15 protein-coding genes and 2 pseudogenes are annotated in these 17,926 nt (G+C 68.5%); 7 read left to right on the forward strand and 10 right to left on the reverse strand.

The annotated features are described in order from the left end of the window. Positions 1-185: 185 nt before the first annotated feature. The 3 genes and pseudogenes from A5728_RS13710 to A5728_RS13715 form a co-directional block, all read left to right on the forward strand. Positions 186-963, forward strand: a pseudogene (locus A5728_RS13710) (DDE-type integrase/transposase/recombinase). A 150-nt stretch (positions 964-1,113) separates the two neighbouring features. After that, the gene (locus tag A5728_RS10075) at positions 1,114-1,557 is read left to right on the forward strand and encodes a nuclear transport factor 2 family protein (RefSeq protein ID WP_064846901.1); all 444 of its coding nucleotides are present in this window, start codon (positions 1,114-1,116) and stop codon (positions 1,555-1,557) included. 27 nt (positions 1,558-1,584) lie between these two features. Beyond that, a pseudogene (locus A5728_RS13715) lies at positions 1,585-1,973 on the forward strand (integrase core domain-containing protein); the annotation flags it as partial. Here the strand turns inward: A5728_RS13715 and A5728_RS10080 are convergent. The 8 genes from A5728_RS10080 to A5728_RS10115 all read right to left on the reverse strand — a co-directional run bounded on the left by A5728_RS10080 (position 1,967) and on the right by A5728_RS10115 (position 11,190). Next, entirely contained in the window at positions 1,967-2,437 is a 471-nt protein-coding gene (locus tag A5728_RS10080; RefSeq protein ID WP_082943398.1) for a DUF779 domain-containing protein, read from the reverse strand. The pseudogene A5728_RS13715 and the gene A5728_RS10080 overlap by 7 nt on opposite strands. 27 nt (positions 2,438-2,464) lie before the next feature. Then, positions 2,465-3,988 carry an aldehyde dehydrogenase family protein gene (locus A5728_RS10085; RefSeq protein ID WP_064846902.1) on the reverse strand — a complete coding sequence of 508 codons (1,524 nt, stop codon included), beginning with the start codon at positions 3,986-3,988 and terminating at the stop codon, positions 2,465-2,467. Positions 3,989-4,160: 172 nt separating this feature from the next. Next, positions 4,161-5,591, reverse strand: coding sequence for a dicarboxylate/amino acid:cation symporter (locus tag A5728_RS10090; RefSeq protein ID WP_064846903.1), 1,431 nt, complete (start codon positions 5,589-5,591; stop codon positions 4,161-4,163). A 112-nt stretch (positions 5,592-5,703) separates the two neighbouring features. Beyond that, positions 5,704-7,431: a DUF885 domain-containing protein gene (locus A5728_RS10095; RefSeq protein WP_369795633.1), complete on the reverse strand. Its 1,728-nt coding sequence runs from the start codon at positions 7,429-7,431 to the stop codon at positions 5,704-5,706. Between the two features lie 197 nt (positions 7,432-7,628). Further along, a complete protein-coding gene (locus A5728_RS10100) occupies positions 7,629-8,774 on the reverse strand; it encodes a MauE/DoxX family redox-associated membrane protein (protein WP_064846932.1) in 1,146 nt (381 codons plus the stop codon). A 72-nt stretch (positions 8,775-8,846) separates the two neighbouring features. Continuing rightward, entirely contained in the window at positions 8,847-9,170 is a 324-nt protein-coding gene (locus A5728_RS10105; RefSeq protein ID WP_222119012.1) for an acyl-CoA carboxylase subunit epsilon, read from the reverse strand. After that, positions 9,167-10,747: an acyl-CoA carboxylase subunit beta gene (locus tag A5728_RS10110; RefSeq protein ID WP_064846904.1), complete on the reverse strand. Its 1,581-nt coding sequence runs from the start codon at positions 10,745-10,747 to the stop codon at positions 9,167-9,169. The genes A5728_RS10105 and A5728_RS10110 overlap by 4 nt, the downstream gene beginning before the upstream one ends. Before the next feature lie 152 nt (positions 10,748-10,899). Beyond that, the gene (locus A5728_RS10115; RefSeq protein ID WP_064846905.1) at positions 10,900-11,190 is read right to left on the reverse strand and encodes a YciI family protein; all 291 of its coding nucleotides are present in this window, start codon (positions 11,188-11,190) and stop codon (positions 10,900-10,902) included. 126 nt (positions 11,191-11,316) lie between these two features. Here A5728_RS10115 and A5728_RS10120 point away from each other — a divergent pair, with 126 nt between their 5' ends. The 4 genes from A5728_RS10120 to A5728_RS10135 are packed head-to-tail and all read left to right on the forward strand — an operon-like array spanning position 11,317 to position 14,918. Beyond that, positions 11,317-12,243 (forward strand): biotin--[acetyl-CoA-carboxylase] ligase, encoded by a 927-nt coding sequence (locus A5728_RS10120; RefSeq protein WP_064846906.1) that lies wholly within the window; start codon positions 11,317-11,319, stop codon positions 12,241-12,243. Further along, positions 12,240-12,851 carry a hypothetical protein gene (locus tag A5728_RS10125; RefSeq protein WP_064846907.1) on the forward strand — a complete coding sequence of 204 codons (612 nt, stop codon included), beginning with the start codon at positions 12,240-12,242 and terminating at the stop codon, positions 12,849-12,851. Before A5728_RS10120 ends, A5728_RS10125 begins: the two co-directional genes overlap by 4 nt. Then, positions 12,844-14,004 (forward strand): adenylate/guanylate cyclase domain-containing protein, encoded by a 1,161-nt coding sequence (locus A5728_RS10130; RefSeq protein WP_064846908.1) that lies wholly within the window; start codon positions 12,844-12,846, stop codon positions 14,002-14,004. The genes A5728_RS10125 and A5728_RS10130 overlap by 8 nt, the downstream gene beginning before the upstream one ends. Next, entirely contained in the window at positions 14,001-14,918 is a 918-nt protein-coding gene (locus A5728_RS10135) for a PP2C family serine/threonine-protein phosphatase (RefSeq protein WP_064846909.1), read from the forward strand. Before A5728_RS10130 ends, A5728_RS10135 begins: the two co-directional genes overlap by 4 nt. 135 nt (positions 14,919-15,053) lie before the next feature. Here A5728_RS10135 and A5728_RS10140 read toward each other — a convergent pair whose 3' ends face one another. Continuing rightward, positions 15,054-17,168 (reverse strand): acyl-CoA dehydrogenase, encoded by a 2,115-nt coding sequence (locus A5728_RS10140; RefSeq protein ID WP_064846910.1) that lies wholly within the window; start codon positions 17,166-17,168, stop codon positions 15,054-15,056. Then, positions 17,168-17,869, reverse strand: coding sequence for a TetR/AcrR family transcriptional regulator (locus A5728_RS10145; RefSeq protein WP_231885613.1), 702 nt, complete (start codon positions 17,867-17,869; stop codon positions 17,168-17,170). The genes A5728_RS10140 and A5728_RS10145 overlap by 1 nt, the downstream gene beginning before the upstream one ends. Positions 17,870-17,926 lie beyond the last annotated feature (57 nt).

Below are 17,926 nucleotides of genomic sequence, written 5' to 3' on the forward strand. Positions count from 1 at the left end.
AGGCTAGGTAGTGCTTGATGCAGCGGCGGATCTCCCGGTCGTTCCTTCCTTCCGCTCGGCGGTTGGTGACGTATAGCCAAGTCTGGGCGTCGTAGGTCATCTTGGTGGTCGAGACCGGGCGTGGGGAACGAGTAGGTGATGACTGATCGTTAGCGTTGAGAGGCGCTGGCGGGGAGGATGTCATCATGCCCGGTCCTCATCCCAGAGAGTTCCGGGAGGACGTTATCGCGGTCGCTCGCCGTCGTGAGAGCGGAGTCACCATCACGTAGATTGCTACCGACTTCGGTATCAGCGAAGCGACCCTGCAGAACTGGCTCCGTCAGGTCGACTGTGATGAAGGAAGTCGGCCTGGTCAGACTGCGTCGGACGCGGCGGATGCTCGGGAGCTGAAGAAGTGGATCCGCCTCCTGGGGCAGGACAGCGAGGTGCTCAGCAGGGCTGCGGCGTATTTGTCGCAAGCGAATCTGCGCCTCGGCGGCTGCCCACACTCACATACCCGCTCGTTGCCGAGCTCGCCAGCGCGGGAAGGGGAAGACAACGGGCCCGCCGGTGTTCGAGGACCACCTCCAGCGGGTCTTCCGCGCCGATGAGCCGAACCGGCTCTGGCTGAGGGGTATCACGGGGGATTGGACGAGGGAGGGCACGCTCTACTGGTGCGCGATCAAAGACGTGTTCTCCAACCGCGTCGTCGGATACTCGATCTCGAAGCGGATGACCGCGAAACTCGCCGTTGACGCGGTCCGCAACGCACTCGCCCGCCGAGGCGACGTGGCCGGGTGCATCCTGCACGCCGACAGAGGGAGCCAGTTCCGTGGTCGCGCGATGGCCCGGCAGCTGCGCCTGACCATCGTGGTCTGGATCGAGCGGAAGTATCACCGTCAACGAGCCCAGGACAGACTCGGCGGGTTGACGCCCATCGAGTTCGAAGCCAAACTAACCAAGCCGCTCACACTCGCGGCCTAAACCGAAACCGTCACCGGCTCGTTCCCCACTCCCAACGACACGCTCTCTTACACCTGGTAGAAGAAGGTATCGAGTACCACCCGGCGCCACCCACGTGGCCAACGCCCGCAAACCACTGACACATCCGCTCCCAGGTCAAGGAGCCATCACGTGACCCAAACCCGTAACCCCATCCCACCGTTCACCGCCGAAACCGCCGCCCGCAAGGTACAGGCCGCCGAAGACGCCTGGAATACCCGCGACCCCGAGACGGTCGCCCAGGCCTACAGCGTCGATACCGTGTGGCGAAACCGTGACCAGACGATCACCGGCCGGGACCAGGTGATAGCCTTCCTCACCGCCAAGTGGGATCGGGAACTCGACTATCAACTCCGCAAGAACCTGTGGGCGTTCACCGACGATCAGATCGCCGTGCGATTCCAGTACGAGTGGCACGACCATGACGGCCGGTGGTGGCGCTCCTACGGCAATGAGCTGTGGCGTTTCGACGCACAGGGCTACATGACCCATCGCGAGGCCAGCATCAACGACCGTCCCATCGGTCAGGATGAGCGACGCGTCACCCCAGGTCACGGCGAACTTCCCACTTGGTGAGCCTGTCGCCCAGCGATTGAATGCCCCGCTGAGATCCACGACGACGACATTGCCCTCACCGCCACTGCCGTCCTCGTCCGGGCCGTCGAGTGGTTCAACCAGCGTGGTGTCACCGTCGAGAGGTGCTGTCCGACAACGGCGGCGCCTACCGCTCACACTTGTGGCGACACACCTGCATCGACCTCGGCATCCGGCACAAGCGCACGAGGCCGTATCGGCCACAGACCAACGGGAAGATCGAGCGGTTCCACCTCACCCTGGCCGACGGCTGGGGCTACGCCCGCTGCTATACGAGCGAGGCCGAGCGCCGCGGGAAACTCGAGGGCTGGCTGCACTACGACAACCACCACCGCCCCCACGCAGCCTGCGGGAACCAGCCACCCTTCTCACGATTGACCAACGTCTCCGATCAGTACACCTCGATCCCACACAGTTCGCTGCGAGTGAGGAAGCGCCGGCCCGTGGGGGCCTCGAGGGAGAAGCCCCCACCGCGGCCGGGAACGGCGTCGATTACTAACCGCGTGTGCCGCCAGTACTCGAACTGCTCGGCGGAGATCCAGAACTCCAGGCCCCCGAGATCCTCGCCGGTCGGGGACGGCAACCGGGCTGTCCCCAGCAGGACATCGGCCCCGCCCGTGCGGAACTCACCGGCGGGGAAGCACATGGGCGAGGAACCGTCACAGCATCCCCCGGACTGGTGGAACATGAGGGGTCCATGTTGCTCCCACAGTTCCTGCAACAGGGCCACCGCGGGCCCGGTGAAACCGACCCGTGAGGTGGTCTCACCGGGTACCGCCGCGATGGTCTCGAGCACCACGGGGTGTTCGGGATCCGCGGTGCCCGTCGGGGGCGGTTCTGCCGGTGATGAAGGGGTGCTCATGACGGTTCCTCGCCTTCCGGTCAGGGTCTAGAAGAAGCCCTGCGCGTTCTCGGTGTAGCTCACGAGCATGTTCTTGGTCTGCTGGTAGTGGTCGAGCATCATGAGGTGGTTCTCCCTGCCGATGCCCGAGGACTTGTAGCCGCCGAACGCGGAGTGCGCGGGGTAGCTGTGGTACTGGTTCACCCACACGCGGCCGGACTGGATGGCCCTGCCGGCGCGGTAGGCGGTGTTACCGCTACGAGCCCACACACCGGCGCCCAGACCGTAGAGGGTGTCGTTGGCGATCGAGATAGCGTCGTCGTACGAGCCGAACTTCGCCACCGAGAGCACCGGACCGAAGATCTCCTCCTGGAAGATGCGCATGTCGTTGGTGCCCTCGAACACGGTGGGCTGCACGTAGTAGCCGCCAGCGAGGTCGCCCTCGAGCTCCGCACGCTCGCCGCCGATGAGAACCTTCGCTCCCTCCTTCTTGCCGATGTCCAGGTAGGACAGGATCTTCTCGAGCTGGTCCGTGGAGGCCTGCGCGCCGATCATGGTGTCGGTGTCGAGCGGGTTGCCGGCGGTGATGCGAGAGACGCGCTCGACCCCGTCCGCGAGGAACTGGTCGTACATCGATTCCTGGATCAGCGCGCGCGACGGGCACGTGCAGATCTCACCCTGGTTCAGAGCGAAGAACGCGAAGCCTTCCAGGGCCTTGTCGTAGAAGCCGTCCTTCTGCTGGGCGACGTCCTCGAAGAAGATGTTGGGCGACTTGCCCCCGAGTTCCAGGGTCACCGGGATGATGTTCTCGGACGCGTACTGCATGATGAGTCGGCCCGTGGTGGTCTCACCGGTGAACGCGATCTTGCGAATGCGCTTGTTGGACGCGAGCGGCTTGCCGCACTCCACGCCGAAGCCGTTGACGATGTTGACCACGCCGTCCGGGATCAGGTCTTGGATCAGCTCCATGAGCACCAGGATGGACGCCGGGGTCTGCTCGGCGGGCTTGAGCACCACGCAGTTGCCGGCGGCGAGCGCCGGGGCGAGCTTCCACACGGCCATGAGGATGGGGAAGTTCCAGGGGATGATCTGGCCGACGACGCCGAGGGGCTCGTGGAAGTGGTACGCCACGGTGTCCTCGTCCAGCTGGGACAGCCGCCCTTCCTGCGCGCGGATCGCACCGGCGAAGTAGCGGAAGTGGTCGATGGCCAGGGGGATGTCCGCGTTGAGCGTCTCGCGCACGGGCTTGCCGTTGTCCCAGGTTTCTGCGACCGCGATCACCTCGAGGTTCTCCTCCATGCGGTCCGCGATCCTGTTGAGCATGAGCGCTCGCTGCGCGGGCGTAGAGGCGTTCCACGACGGCGCTGCGGCCCACGCGGCGTCGAGTGCGGCCTCGATGTCTTCGGCCGTTCCCCGGCCGACCTCGGTGAACGCCTTGCCCGTGACGGGGGTGACGTCCTCGAAGTACTGCCCCTTGACCGGGGGCACCCACGCGCCGCCGATGAAGTGTTCGTAACGGGATTTGAAGCTGACGACGGATCCGTCCGTGCCGGGCTGGGTGTACACGCTCATGGCGACCATCCTGTTGTCTGAAAGTGAGGTGCACCACACTATAGCCAGGCCCCCGACATCATGACAGGCACCCGCATGCCCCCTCATGCGTACACAATGTGCACACGCAACGGGGCGGCCCGGGAGAACCCGGACTGCCCCGTTCACAGAAAGTGCCGGTGGTCGGTGGCGCCTACTCGGTGCGTTGCCCGTCCGACGGCGCGGCGGGAGCGTACGCGTGCGAACCCTGCTCACCGGAGTGGGCGGGCTGCTCCATGAGGGCGGCGTCGTCCTTGAACGGCTCACCCGAACGCGGGGCGTCGTAGAGCCGGGTGTCCAGGATGCCTTCGCGCTTGGAGACGATCGTGGCCACGAGGGCCTGACCGGTGACGTTCAGGGCGGTGCGGCCCATGTCCAGGATCGGGTCCACGGCGAGCAGCAGGCCCACGCCGTCGAGCGGCAAGCCCAGCGTGGACAGCGTCAGGGTCAGCATGACCGTGGCACCGGTGGTGCCGGCGGTCGCGGCGGAACCCAGGACGGAGACCAGCGCGATCAGCACGAAGTGCATGGGGGTCAGGGGCACGCCGTAGAACTGCGCGACGAAGATCGCGGCGATCGCCGGGTAGACCGCGGCGCAACCGTCCATCTTGGTGGTCGCACCCAGCGGGATCGCGAAGGACGCGTAGTGCCCTGGGACACCCAGGTTGCGCTCGCTCACGCGCTGCGTCATGGGCATGGTGCCCAGGGACGAACGGGAGACGAAGCCCAGCTGCATGGCGGGCCACACGCCCGAGAAGAACTGCTTGACGGACAGCCCGTTGAGCTTGATCAACAGGGGGTAGACCACGAAGGCCACGAGCAGCAGGCCCACGTAAACCGTGATCACGAACTTCACGAGCGAACCCATGGAGGTCCAGCCGTACTCGAACACGGCGCGGCCGATGAGCCCCAGGGTGCCCAGGGGAGCCAGGCGGATGATCCACCACACGACCTTCTGCATGATGGCCAGCGCGGACTGCATGAAGGTCAGGAACGGCTCGGCGGCCTTGCCGACCTTCAGCGCCGCGATGCCGATCACGAGCGAGACCACCAGGATCTGCAGGATGTTGAAGTTCACGGCGGTGGTCACGGTCTCCGGATCCACGACCTTGGAGCTGGTCTCCAGACCCAGGAAGTTCACGGGGATCAGGCCCTTGAGGAACCCGAGCCACGAGCCCTCGCTGCCGGAATACGTGCCGGGCTGTTCCTGGCCGGTACCCACACCGGGCTGCGCGATGACACCGAGCAGCATGCCGATCACCACCGCGATCAACGCGGTGATGGCGAACCACAACAGGGTCTTCCATGCGAGGCGCGCGGCGTTGGAGACGTCACGCAGGTTGGCGATGGAGGAGATCACGGCCGTGACCACGAGCGGGACCACGGCGGCCTTGAGGATGGTGACGTAGCTCGTGCCGATCGTGTCCAACGTGGTCATGAGCCAGTTGGGGTTCTCCTCGGGGTCGCCACCCATGGCAGCGGCCAGCGATCCGAGGAGAAGACCCAAAATCAGAGCGATCAGGATCTGCCACCCGAACGACGTCATCCACCGCGGGAGACGGCGAGTACTTTCTGCGGAATTCATGCGCCCAGGATAGGCCCGGGTATCTTAAACGGCACGGGTCACATGACGAAATATGACAGCGCGACACGGGAATAAAATCCCGCAGCCTGAAGAATCCCTGAGAATCCGCCGCCTAGAGGGCCAAGGCGTACGAGAGTGTGTCCAATCCCACGGAGCCCAGGCGCAGTGCGCGGGCATGAAACTGCCTGAGGTCGAAGTCCGCTCCCTCGCGCGCCATGGCCTGCTGCCGGGCGTCGAGCCACATCTGTTGGCCGATTCGGTAGGACGGCGCCTGACCCGGCCATCCCATGTAGCGCAACCATTCGAAGCGCAGCACGGAATCGGCCATCGCTACGTTGTGGCGCAGGAACGCCCAACCGTCGTCGGAGGTCCAGGTCTCACCCGCGCGCGCGCCGCCCAGCAGGTCCCCGAGCACCTCCGGGATCTCGAAGCCGCAGTGGAATCCCACGTCGAAGATCACGCGCACCGTCCGCAGGCGCTGCGAGTCGAGCATGCCCATCCGATCCCCGGGGTCGTCCAAGAAGCCCAGCTCGGCCATGAGTCGCTCGGCGTACAACGCCCAGCCCTCGCCGTGACCGGAGACCCAGATGCCCATCCGGCGCCACCTGTTGAGCTCACCCGCGTTCGCCAGGGCTGTGGCGATCTGCAGGTGATGACCGGGGACACCCTCGTGGTAAACCGTGGTGGTCTCCTCCCACGTGGCGTGCTGGGAGACGTTCTCGGGGACGGACCACCACATGCGCCCGGGCCGGGTGAAATCACCGCTCGGGGGCGTGTAGTAGATGACGCCGTCGTGCGTGGGGGCGATCCGGCACTCGAGTTCGCGCATGGGCTCGGTGATCTCGAAGTGGGTGTCCGCGAGGGTGTCCAGTGCGGCGTCCGATAGTCGCTGCATCCAGGCCTGCAGCTCCTCGGGGGAGTGCAGTTGCCGTGCGGGGTCCGCGGTGAGCGCGGCCATCGCCTCGGGGATGCTCGCTCCCGGCTGGATCTGCTCCGCGATCCGGCGCTGTTCGGCATCCAGCTCGAGCAGTTGCTGCACCGCCCAGTCGTAGACCTCGCGCGGGTCCAGCCGGGCGCCCAGGAACGAGGCGAGGTGCAATCGGTAGTCGTCAATCCCGCACGCGTCCGATTCCCGCGCCCCGGGGGCGAACTCCTCGCGCAGTGCCCGGGCGACGCCGCGGTACGCCTCGCGCGCAGCGTCCGCGGCGCGGCGCAGCTCCTCGCGCACGCCCTCCGGCGCGGCGGGGTCGTTCGTGAGCATCGCGAAGGAGCCCTCGTCCGATGCGTACTGCTCCGCCTGCTGGGAGGCCTCCACGATCTGCGGGGCGGACGGCGGGCGGTCCAGTTCCACGGCCTCGCGCAGGCCCTCGAGGTACTGCTCCAGGGCCGCGGGGATGTTGGCCATCCGGCCCGCGATGTGCTTCCACTCCTGCTCCGTGTCCCGCGGCATGGCGTCCAGGATCTGCCGGATCTCCTGCACCGGGGACGCGATGTTGCTGACCACGGACACGTCCAGGTTCGCCTCGTGGCGGTCCAGCTGCAGGCGCAGCTCGTCGCGCAGCGCGTGCAGCGTCACGCGGTCCACGTCGTCCTGGGGCTCCGCCCGCTCGACGAGCGCGAGCGTGGTGCGGGCCAGTTCCGCGGCGGCCGCGCGGCCCGCGGGCCCGTAGTCCGGGTAGTCGGTCTCGTGGCCGGGAATGCCATTGAACGTGGCGGCGCTGGGATCCAGGGCCATGCAATGGTCGAAGTAGGTTTCTGCGAGGGTGTCCACGGCGGTCGCGGAGCGGTGCGTGGTGCCCAGGGGTGCCAGGGGTTCGCGGCTCTGCGGGGTGGAGTTGATGTGCGTCACAGAGTGTCACCCTAGTCACGCTCCGGCCGGCGGCAAGGACCCTGGCGAGTCCGACACGCCCGGGCGGTGCGCGCTCGCACGTCGGCGCTGCCGCAATTCGGCGTGACGACGGCGCGGTTCCCTCGGCACCGGGGAGCGCGCCGGTGTACTCACCGGTGTGGCCGCCGCGAAGCACCGGGGCCGCGAGTTCAGCCCGCGAATCGTTCCTCGAGTTCCGCGAGCAGCTCGAGCACTGCGTCCGTACCCGCGACCGGGCCGCCGGCGAGCAGCCCATCGGCACCGAGCACCACGACCCACGGGGTACCGGGATGCTCGAACATGGCGCTCACCTCGTGCTCGCGGTCCACCAAACACGCTGCACGCAGGCTCGGAGGGAGCAGATCCCGGTCCTCCTCGCGGGCCACCACGGCGTGCACCGCGACCGGCCCCAGGTGGTCGGGCATCCCCGCCGCACGGTCGATCGCGGGGGTGCATGCCCCGCACGAAGGACTCACGTGGACCAGGGCGCGCGCCGCGGTGGCGGCCAGGCCACGCAGGGTCACCGGGTTACCGGCGGCGTCCGTGAGCCCCGCGTAGGGAATGGGCAAACGCACGTAGACGTCGTGTTCTTCGGGGGCTTTGGAAATGCCGGCCGGTCGAGGGGCTGCGGAGTCTCCCGCGGGTCGAGGCGCGACGGCGCCGGGGACCGCACCCGCCGGTGGGCCCGCCTGCGCGGGGACCGGAGTACCCGCCGTGAGCGCGTAGGCGGGCACAGCGGCGTCGTCGTGCGAGGAACCCGGCAGCGGCGGGATCCCGGCGAGCGCGTGCGGGTCACCGGCGCGGGACGGACCCGGGCGTTCGCTCCACAGGCTCACGAGCATGAGTCCCACGGGGATTGCGACCGCCATGACGACCCACCACGGGACGTCCAGGACCGGCCCGTCGTAACCGCCCACGGTGACGAGCAGCAGGGCCAGGACGGCCACGATCGTGAAGGCGAGGTTGCGCACCACGGTCCGCCTGGACACCGGGGCACGGAACAGAGAGCCGAAGCACCCGCACGAGGCGGGATCCGACTGCCGGGTGCCGCGGAACACCGCGGCCGTGAACACCGAAAACAGCACCGTGGCGGCGGAGGCCGCGGCCCACAGCACCACCCCGGAGGCCAGCAGGAGCGCGATTGCAAGGACCAGTTCGAGCCACGGCAGGACACCCTGTAGCCAACGCGCCGTGAGGGGCGTGGGCAGGGACGTCAGCAGGGACGGGCCGGTGGAGGGGGAGACGAGCTTGGCCACCCCGCTGATCAGCAGCACGAGGGCGAGTGAACCCAGGGAGGACGAGGAGATGACAGCCACGGAAACATTATCCATTTCGATGCATCCTCCTCATATGCGCTGACAAGCCGACAAGGGGGCGGCGGACTGGGCTCAGCGATCGGGCAGGGTGCGCCGCCACGCACCGCGCCCCGGTCGCAACCGCAGGCCCAGGCGCAGTCGCCGGGTCTGAGACCGCGGAGGCTTGGGTGCGCGGGAGGGCTGGGCGTCCTGCGCCGCGGCCTGCGCGGAGAACACCACGGTGAGCGCGGCCAGCTCCTCCGGGGTCGGGTTGCCGTGGGTGACCGTGAACAGGGGGTCCTGGCGACTCGTGGTCTCGGGCAGCGAAGCGACCGCCGCGGTCCCCGGATCATGGGCGGGACGGGACACGTCACCGGCCGCCCGCGAGGCCGGTGAGTTGTTCTCGGCCGTGCTCACAGCGGAATGTTCCCATGCTTCTTGGCGGGGGTGGACGCGCGCTTGTCCGCGAGCCCGCGCAGGGCCCGGATAATCTGCTCGCGGGTCTCGGACGGGCAGATCACCGCGTCCACATACCCAAGTTCGGCGGCCTGGTAGGGGTTGAGCAGGTCCTCCTCGAACTTCTGAGCGAGTTCGGCGCGCAGCTGCTGGTCCTCACCGGTTTCCTGGGCGGCCTTGAGGTCCCGGCGGTAGAGGATCTCCACCGCACCCTGGGAGCCCATGACACCGATCTGGGCGGTGGGCCACGCGAGGTTGATGTCCGCGCCCAGCTTCTTGGACCCCATCACGATGTACGCGCCGCCGTAGGCCTTGCGGGTGATAAGCGTGACCAGGGGGACCGTGGCCTCCGCGTACGCGTAGAGCAGCTTGGCCCCGCGGCGGATGATCCCGTTGAACTCCTGGTCCGTGCCGGGCAGGAACCCGGGGACGTCCACGAACGTGAGGATCGGGATGTTAAACGCGTCGCAATGACGCACGAACCGCGCGGCCTTCTCGGAGGCCGCGATGTCCAGGGTCCCGGCGAATTGCATGGGCTGGTTTGCCACGATCCCCACGGTGTGACCCTCAACGCGGGCGTAGCCCACCATCACGTTGGGGGCGTAGAGTTCCTGGATCTGCATGAAGTGCCCGTCGTCCACGACCGTCTCGATCACGGTGCGCATGTCGTACGGCTGGTTCGCGGAGTCCGGGATCAAGGTGTCCAGGGCAAGGTCCTCGTCCGTGACCTCTTCGACCTGGTCGTGGTCGAGCACCGGGCTGTCCTGCAGGTTATTGCCGGGCAGGTACTCGAGCAGCTCGTGGACGAAGTCGAAGGCGTCCTGCTCGTCCGAGGCCAGGTAGGCGGCGGTGCCCGTGCGCTCGTTGTGGGAGCGGGCCCCGCCCAGGGTCTCCATGTCCACGGTCTCACCCGTGACGGTCTTGATGACGTCTGGGCCCGTGATGAACATGTGGGAGGTCTTGTCCACCATGACCACGAAGTCGGTCAGTGCGGGGGAGTAGGCGGCGCCACCGGCGCACGGGCCCATGATGAGCGAGATCTGCGGGACCACCCCGGAGGAGCGCACGTTCATGCGGAAGATGTCCGCGAACATCGCCAGGGAGGCCACGCCCTCCTGGATGCGGGCGCCGCCGCCGTCGTTGATCCCGATCACCGGGCACCCGTTGCGCAGTGCGAACTTCTGGACCTTGACGATCTTCTCGCCGTTGACCTGGGACAGGGAGCCCCCGAACACGCCGAAATCCTGGGAGTAGACGGCCACGAGGCGCCCGTCCACGGTGCCGAAACCGCTCACCACGCCGTCACCCAGCGGCTTCTTCTTCTCCATGCCGAACATGGTGCTGTGGTGCACGGCCAGGGCGTCGAACTCCACGAACGAGTCGGGGTCCAGCAACATCTCAATGCGTTCCCGGGCGGTGTTCTTCCCGCGCGCGTGCTGCTTGTCCACGGCCGCCTGTCCGGACGGTACCGCGGCCTCCTCGCGGCGCTGCCGGAAGTCGGCGATCTTGCCTGCTGTGGTGGACAGGTCGTGGCTCATAACACCTCGCGTCATCGTGATCGGTACTGGTTGGGCGTACCGCGAGCCCTGGGAACGCCCCCCAGTGTAATTGCAGGGCCCACACGCGCCTTTGTAGAAGTCCCACAACGCAGGCCGGTGCTCTTTCGACGGGCGCGAGCGTCCCGGGTCCCTCAGGCGGAGGTGTCGGACCCCACCGAGCCGATCGTCACGGTCCATTCCCGGATCGTGTGCTCCGTGACCACACCGTGGACCACCAGGGGGTCCTCGGCGATGATCCGTTCGATCTCCTCGGCGCTGTCCGCACGCAGGACGATCAATGCGGCGTCACCTTCCAAGGGCCCCGAGACGATCACGACGCCGCGCTCGTGCAGTTCGCGCAGGAACGCGCGGTGGGCGGGGCGGTGCTCGGTCAGGATGTCCTGCGGGCCGCCGTAGACGTAGTTCAAGGCGTAGACGCTCATACCGGGTCCTCTCGTGGTGGCGCTGGCTGGTCCCAGCATATGCCCGGCTCACGACGCTAGACATAAACTTGCCGTACCGCCCCGTCGTCGACATGCGTCGTCGGCACAGTCATGTGAGGAGTACCCATGGAAGCCACCGAGGACCGGCCCGCCGCGGATTACCGCGCCGCGGAGCTGGACGGGGCGCTGCGCGGCCACGGGTGCCGCCTCACGATCCTGGACAGCGTCCCGTCCACCAACGAGTGGCTCGTCGAACAGCTCTCGCGGGACGCGGCGCACGATGCCGCCGGGGCACCGCTGCGAGCGGTCGTCGCGGGATTCCAGAGCCGCGGCAAGGGGCGCCTGGACCGCAGCTGGTTCACCCCCGCGGGCACCGCCGTGACGTTCTCGGTGGCCCTCACGCCGCGGGACCGCTCGGGCCGCGCGTGGCCGCAGAACCTCCTGCCGTGGCTCACGCTGATGCTCGCGCACAGTGTCACGGCCACCGTGCGCGAGCTGACCGGCGTCCCCGCGGCGGTGAAGTGGCCCAATGACGTCCTGATCCGCGAGCGCAAGGTCTGCGGCATCCTCGCGTCCCTCGTACCCTCGCCCCCCGGTGCCGCACACCAAGGACCCACCGTGGTGCTCGGCGCGGGCATCAACGTCCAGCAGTGCCACCTCCCGGTCCCCGGCGCCACGTCCCTGCGCCTCGAGACCGGGAACGACGCCGCTGTCCCCACGCGCAGCGCGGTGCTCACCGGGGTGCTCGCCCACTTCTCCCGCGCCCTCGACCGCGCGAGCGTGGACCCCGCCGCGCAACTCGGGCCGGGTGGGGAACTGCGACGGGAGCTTGAATCCGCTCTCGACACCCTGGGACGCCGCGTGCTCGTGCACCTGCCCGGGCGCAACGCACCATTGCCCGCCACCGCCGTGGGGCTGGGAGCGTCCGGTCAGCTGCGCGTGCGCGACGACGATGGCCGCGAGCACGAGTACGGCGCGGGCGACGTCGTCCACGTGCGACCCGGTCCCCGCACCCCGGAGGACGCGGGACACGAGAACGAGAGGCCCCGATGACACGCTCGCGCCGCGCCCTGGACCTGGCACCGGGTGAGGACACGGTCGTGGCCACCCGCGCCCACCCCTTGAAACTCGTGGCCCCGGCGCTCGCCGCGTGGGCGATCGTGTTCGGTTATTCGGCCCTGCGCCGCGTCCTGGACCTCACGTGGCGGCCCACAGCCACCCCATGGACCACGCTGCACGCGTTCGTGGGGTGGCTGCTGCTCATCGCGGCATTGCTGCTCGCGTGGCGGTTCGTGCTCTCGCCCGCGTGGCGCTGGCTGCGCACGCGCTTCGTGCTGACCACCGCGCGGCTTGCCCTCGTGGGGCCCCCGGCACGGGACGGCGCTGTGTTCCTGCCCCTGAACGAACTGCGCTCGGTGCGCGTCACGCGCGGGGCCACCCGGCCCGGCGAGGCCCGGGAGGGCCTGGACCGCGGCACCGTGCTCGCGGATTTCGGGGGCCTGGGCGGGCTCAAACTCGCCAGCTGCCCGCAACCGGCCCGCTTCGCCGCGTTGGTCCGCGAGTCCGCGGCGGACGCGGGCAACTACAGTGGTGGAGGCAACACGGCCGGACCGGGGTATCCCGGAACCCATATCGCCCAGCAAGGAGGACCGCGTGGCTGACGACCCCTCGGAGCACACGGACGGATACGTCACCGGGCCGCAGACCGAACAGCTCAACCTGAACGTGCACAATCCCGTGCAGTCCAACCTGTACGGGTCGGAGGAGTCCAAGGCGGCGGCGCGCCACCTCGACTCCCTGTTGTTGGGTTCGCAGCGTCACCTGCGGCGCCGGGAGGCCGCGCGCGAAGCGGGGCTGTCCACGGCGTCCGCCCGGAAGATCTGGCGTGCCCTGGGCTTCCCGAACCTCAGCGACGACGACGTCTACTTCACGGGCGAGGACGTCCGGGCCCTGCGGGTGGTCTCCAACCTCGTGCAGGAGGAGAAGCTCAGCGAGGAGGCCGCGCTGTCCCTGGCCCGCTCCGTGGCGCAACTGACCGACCGCATGGTCGTGTGGCAGATCGAGGCGCTCGTCGAGGACATGGTGGCCCACCGGGACATGACGGACGCCCAGGCACGGCGCGAACTGCTGCGCATGCTCCCGGAGGTTCTCGAACCGCTCGAGAATCTGCTCGACTACGCGTGGCGCCGTCAGCTCTCCGCAGCCGTGCAACGACTGGCCATGCGCGGTGAACGCGCGGACGGGTCCACGGTGAGCCTCGGGATGGCGGACCCGGACGTGGGCTCCTCGTCCCTGCCGCTCGCGCGCGGCGTGGGGTTCGCGGACCTCGTCTCCTATACGTCCCTGTCCCGGCAGATGAACGAGCGCACCCTGGCCAACCTCGTGCAGCGCTTCGAGAAGCGGTGCGCGGAGGTGATCTCGATCGGCGGTGGCCGCGTGATCAAGACCATCGGCGACGAAGTGATGTTCCTGTCCGAGACCCCCGAGGGCGGGGCGCAGATCTCGCTCGCCCTCGCCCGCGTGATCAAGAACGATCCCCTGTTGCCGCAGGCCCGCGTCGCGTTCGTGTGGGGGCGCGTGCTACCGCGACTCGGTGATCTCTACGGGCCCACCGTGAACCTCGCGTCCCGGCTCGTGGCCCTCACGGAACCCGGGGGTGTCATGGTGGACGCCTCCACCGCCCGTGTGCTCGGCGGCGACGACCGGTTCGTGCTGACCCCGCAACCCACCCGCAACGTGCGCGGCTTCGGGGACGTGCGCCCCGTGTCGATCACCCAGGGCCACGGGCCCTTTCTGGAAGACGAGGTCGAATGACCGTTCCCCTGACCATCCGATCGGGCGGTGTCACCGATCGGGGACTGCGTCGTGAGACGAACGAGGACGCACTGATCGTCACGGACACCATGTGTGCCGTCGCGGACGGGATGGGCGGTCACGAGGCCGGTGAGGTGGCCAGCGCGCTGTGCGTGTCCACGCTGGGTGGCTCGGACCTGTTCTCGCTCGACGACTTCCGCGACTACGTGATCGTGGAGCCGGCACCCGGATCGGACGTCGCCCGGTTCCGCGCGACGATCGACCGCCAGCTCAAGCTCGACCCGGACGTGCCCAACGAGGCGCTGGAGGCCGTGCACCGGGTGCGCTCGGTGCTGTGGGAATCGGACCAGGCCATCCAGGCCCAGTGCGGCACGCGCGCCGGGACCACGGTCACGGGTGCGTGGCTCGTGGAGATCGCCGGTAGCTGGCTGTGGCTCGTCTTCAACGTGGGGGATTCGCGCACCTACCAGCTCGTGGGCCCGCCCGTGGGGGAGCCGCCCACGACCGAGACCGGACCCGTGGGAGTGACCCAGCTGACCGTGGACCACTCCGAGGTGCAGTACCTCGTCTCGATCGGCCAGCTCACCCCGGCCCAGGCGCTCGTGCACCCGCGGCGCAACGTCATCACGCGCGCCCTTGGCACGGGCCAGATCTGGGAACCGGACGTGATCGTGGTGCCCGCGGTGCCGGGGCAGCGGTTGCTCATGTGCTCCGACGGTCTCACGGGGGAACTCTCGCCCGCGCACATCGCCCGCGTCCTGCACTCGGTCCCGCACCCCAAGGAGGCCGCAGACGTCCTGGTCCAGGCCGCGCTGCGCACTGGTGGCCGAGACAATGTCACGCTCGTGGTCGCGGACGTGCTGCGCGCGGACGACCCCCGCGCCAACACCACGTCCATCCCCAGGATCCGCTGAGTTCACGTCCCGGGCACCGCTCGGCCGGTGCCTGGGCACGCTTGCGTGCGCGCCTCAACCCGAGCGTTTCGTTCGCGATGAAACGGTCGGGGCGCGGCTCACGCGGACGCGGAACCCCCGCGCGAGCCGGCCGGGTCAGGCGTGGTGGCCGCGCGTCTGGGCGCCCGGGTCCTTGGCGGGCTTGGGCTCCTTGACGGGGGCCTTGCCGCTCGCGCGCAACCGGCGGTAGTAGTCCGCGGCCTCCTCCTGGCGCTCGGCCTCCACCGTGCCACCGATCTCAGCGCGCAGCAGCTCGGGCGAGAGCCCGAACGCGTCCACCAGCTCCAGGGAGTAGGGGCGCAGGCGCTCAATGAGGCGGTTGATGTAGGACTCCAGAGCGCGGCCGCGGCGCATCGAGAGCCGACCGTAGGAGAGGTACCACGCGAGGTCCTGCTCGATCAGGTGCAGGCCGAAGAGGTCCCGCAGCCACGTGAGCACGCGCTTGGTGTCCGGGTCCTCGATCTTCTCGAGACCAGCGGTGAACGCCTCCCACTGCAGCAGCTGGGCGTGGGAGCGGGCAGCCTCGAGCAGCCGGTTCTGGTTGTCGTTGAACGCCTTTGCCTGCTCGGTGCGGGACTTGCGGGACACGGCCCGCAGCTCGTCCGCGATGTCGCCGATCATGGTCTGCACCCGGTCGGTGAGCAGCGCGCGCTGGGCCGCGGGATCGCGCAGGGCGTTGACGGACTTGCGGGAGTCCCCGGTGTCCGAGAACGCCTGGGTCAGCTTGCGCAACCCGGAGCGGTTGAAGCCGGCCTCGGTGGCGCGGTCCGCCACGTAGCGGGCCATCACGCCCACGTCCGCGTTCTTGAACTCCGCCGAGTAATCGTTGAGCAGGCGCTTGGCCACGAGCTGCAGCAACACGGTGTTGTCGCCCTCGAACGTGACGTAGACGTCCAGGTCCGCGCGCAGTTCCACGAACCGGTTCTTGGCCAAGAAGCCCGCGCCACCGCACGCCTCGCGGCACTCCTGCAGCGTGTCCAGGGCGCTCCACGTGGACATCGGCTTGAACGCCGCGGCCAGGGTCTCGAGCTCCTGGCGGTTGCCGTCGGACTCATCCTCGCCGGAGAACACCTCGTGGAACTTGTCGAGCAGCTGTTGGTGCGCGAAGGTCATCGCGTAGGTCTCGGCGATCCGCGGGATCAGCCGGCGCTGGTGGCGCTGGTAATCCAGCAGCGTCTGCTCCTGGATGTCCGAGTCCGTGGTGAACTGCCGACGCTGCTCGGCGTAGCGCACCGCGATGCTCAGCGCGGCCTGGTTCGCGATCGTCGCGGCGCCGTCGAGGGACACGCGGCCCTGCACCAGCGTGCCGATCATGGTGAAGAAGCGCCGGCCCGGGGACGGGATGGGGGAGGAGTAGACGCCGTTCTCGTCCACGTCCCCGTACTTGTTGAGCAGGTTGGTGCGGGGCACGCGCACGTGGTCGAAGTGCAGTCGGCCGTTGTCGATGCCGTTGAGCCCACCCTTGCGGCCGTCGTCCTCGCCGCCCACGCCCGGCAGGAACTCGCCGTTCTCGTCCCGCAGGGGCACGTAGAGGCAGTGCACACCGTGGTTGGTACCGTTGACGATGAGCTGCGCGAACACGGTGGCCGCGCGGCCGTGCACCGCGGCGTTGCCGAGGTAGTCCTTCCACGCGGCCTTGAACGGCGTGTGGATCTCGAACTCGTCCGTCTCCGGGATGTACGTGGCGGTGGTGCCGATCGAGGCAACGTCAGAACCGTGGCCGATCTCCGTCATGGCGAACGCACCGGGCATGCTGAGGTCCAGGATGGAGGGCAGCCACTTCTTGTGGTGCTCCTCGGTGCCCAGGTTCAGCACGGCGGAGCCGAACAGGCCCCACTGCACACCGGACTTGATCTGCAGGGACGGGTCCGCGAGCACGAGCTCCTCGAACGCGGAGAGGTTGGCGCCGGGGCTCATGGCCCCGCCCACGCTCTCGGGCATGCCCAGGTACTGGGGCCCGGCATCCGCGAGCAGCTTGAGCTGCTCGAACGTGACGTTGCGCTGGTCCGCGAAGGACTGGTCGTACTGGGACTGGAAGCGGGGATCCTTCGCTCGCTCGCGTGCCGCCTTGCGTGCTTCGGGCCAGCGGCCCAGCAGGATGGCGCCGAGCTCGGCGGTGTCGATCCCGGACGGGGTGGTGGCACCGTCCTCGGGCAGGTCTTCGATGCGGTCGGTATTGGGAACTGTTCCGCTGACCGAGGTAATGGACATCATGACTCCTGACGGTTCTCTGGGACGGGTGGTTTACCCGTCGTCCTGATGGGGGAAGTTGGTGGTGCGGATTCACTGCCGGTCACGGGGCGCAGGCCCTCCACGGCCCACGTGGTGATGATCCGGCTCATGGTGTGGCGATCCGGTTTCGCGGTATCGCCGCCGAGTTCGAGCCAGGCCTCACCCGCGCCGCGGACCATGCCCACGGTGGAAGCGGCCCAGCACTTCAGGACCCCCTCGGGCGTGGCCCGGCTGCCGTGGTGGCGCATGTGCTGCTCCATGAGCAGGTCCCTTACGGAATCCACGAAGCGTTCGATCGTGGAACCCCGTTCCGTGGGTGCGGTCACCACGAAGCGGTAGACCTCACCGGAGGCCGCCACGGACTTGAGGTACTCGGAGACGAGGGCGTGGATCATGGCGGCGAACGTGTCCGCTTCGCTGGCCGCGGCCACCATGCGTCGACGCATCCGGGTCACGAAGTACTCACCCACCGCGGCCTGCACACCGGCCTTGTCCTTGAAGTAGCGGTAGAAGACGGACTTGGAGGTCCCGCACGCCGTGGCGATCTCCTCCATGGACAGCGCAGCACCGTTCGCGGCCACGGCGTCGCGCGCGGCCGTGATCAGTTCGATCCGCCGCACGGCGCGGTGCCGCTGCCAACGCGAGCTCCTGCCGTCCACGGGGTGCGTGACCTGTTTCACGATACCGAGAGTATCAGCTATTCTGGATCCCGAGTGATCCAGATCGCATAAATTCCC

The sequence above is a fragment of the Kocuria sp. ICS0012 genome, assembly GCF_001665945.1.
Classification (GTDB): Bacteria; Actinomycetota; Actinomycetes; order Actinomycetales; family Micrococcaceae; genus Kocuria; species Kocuria marina.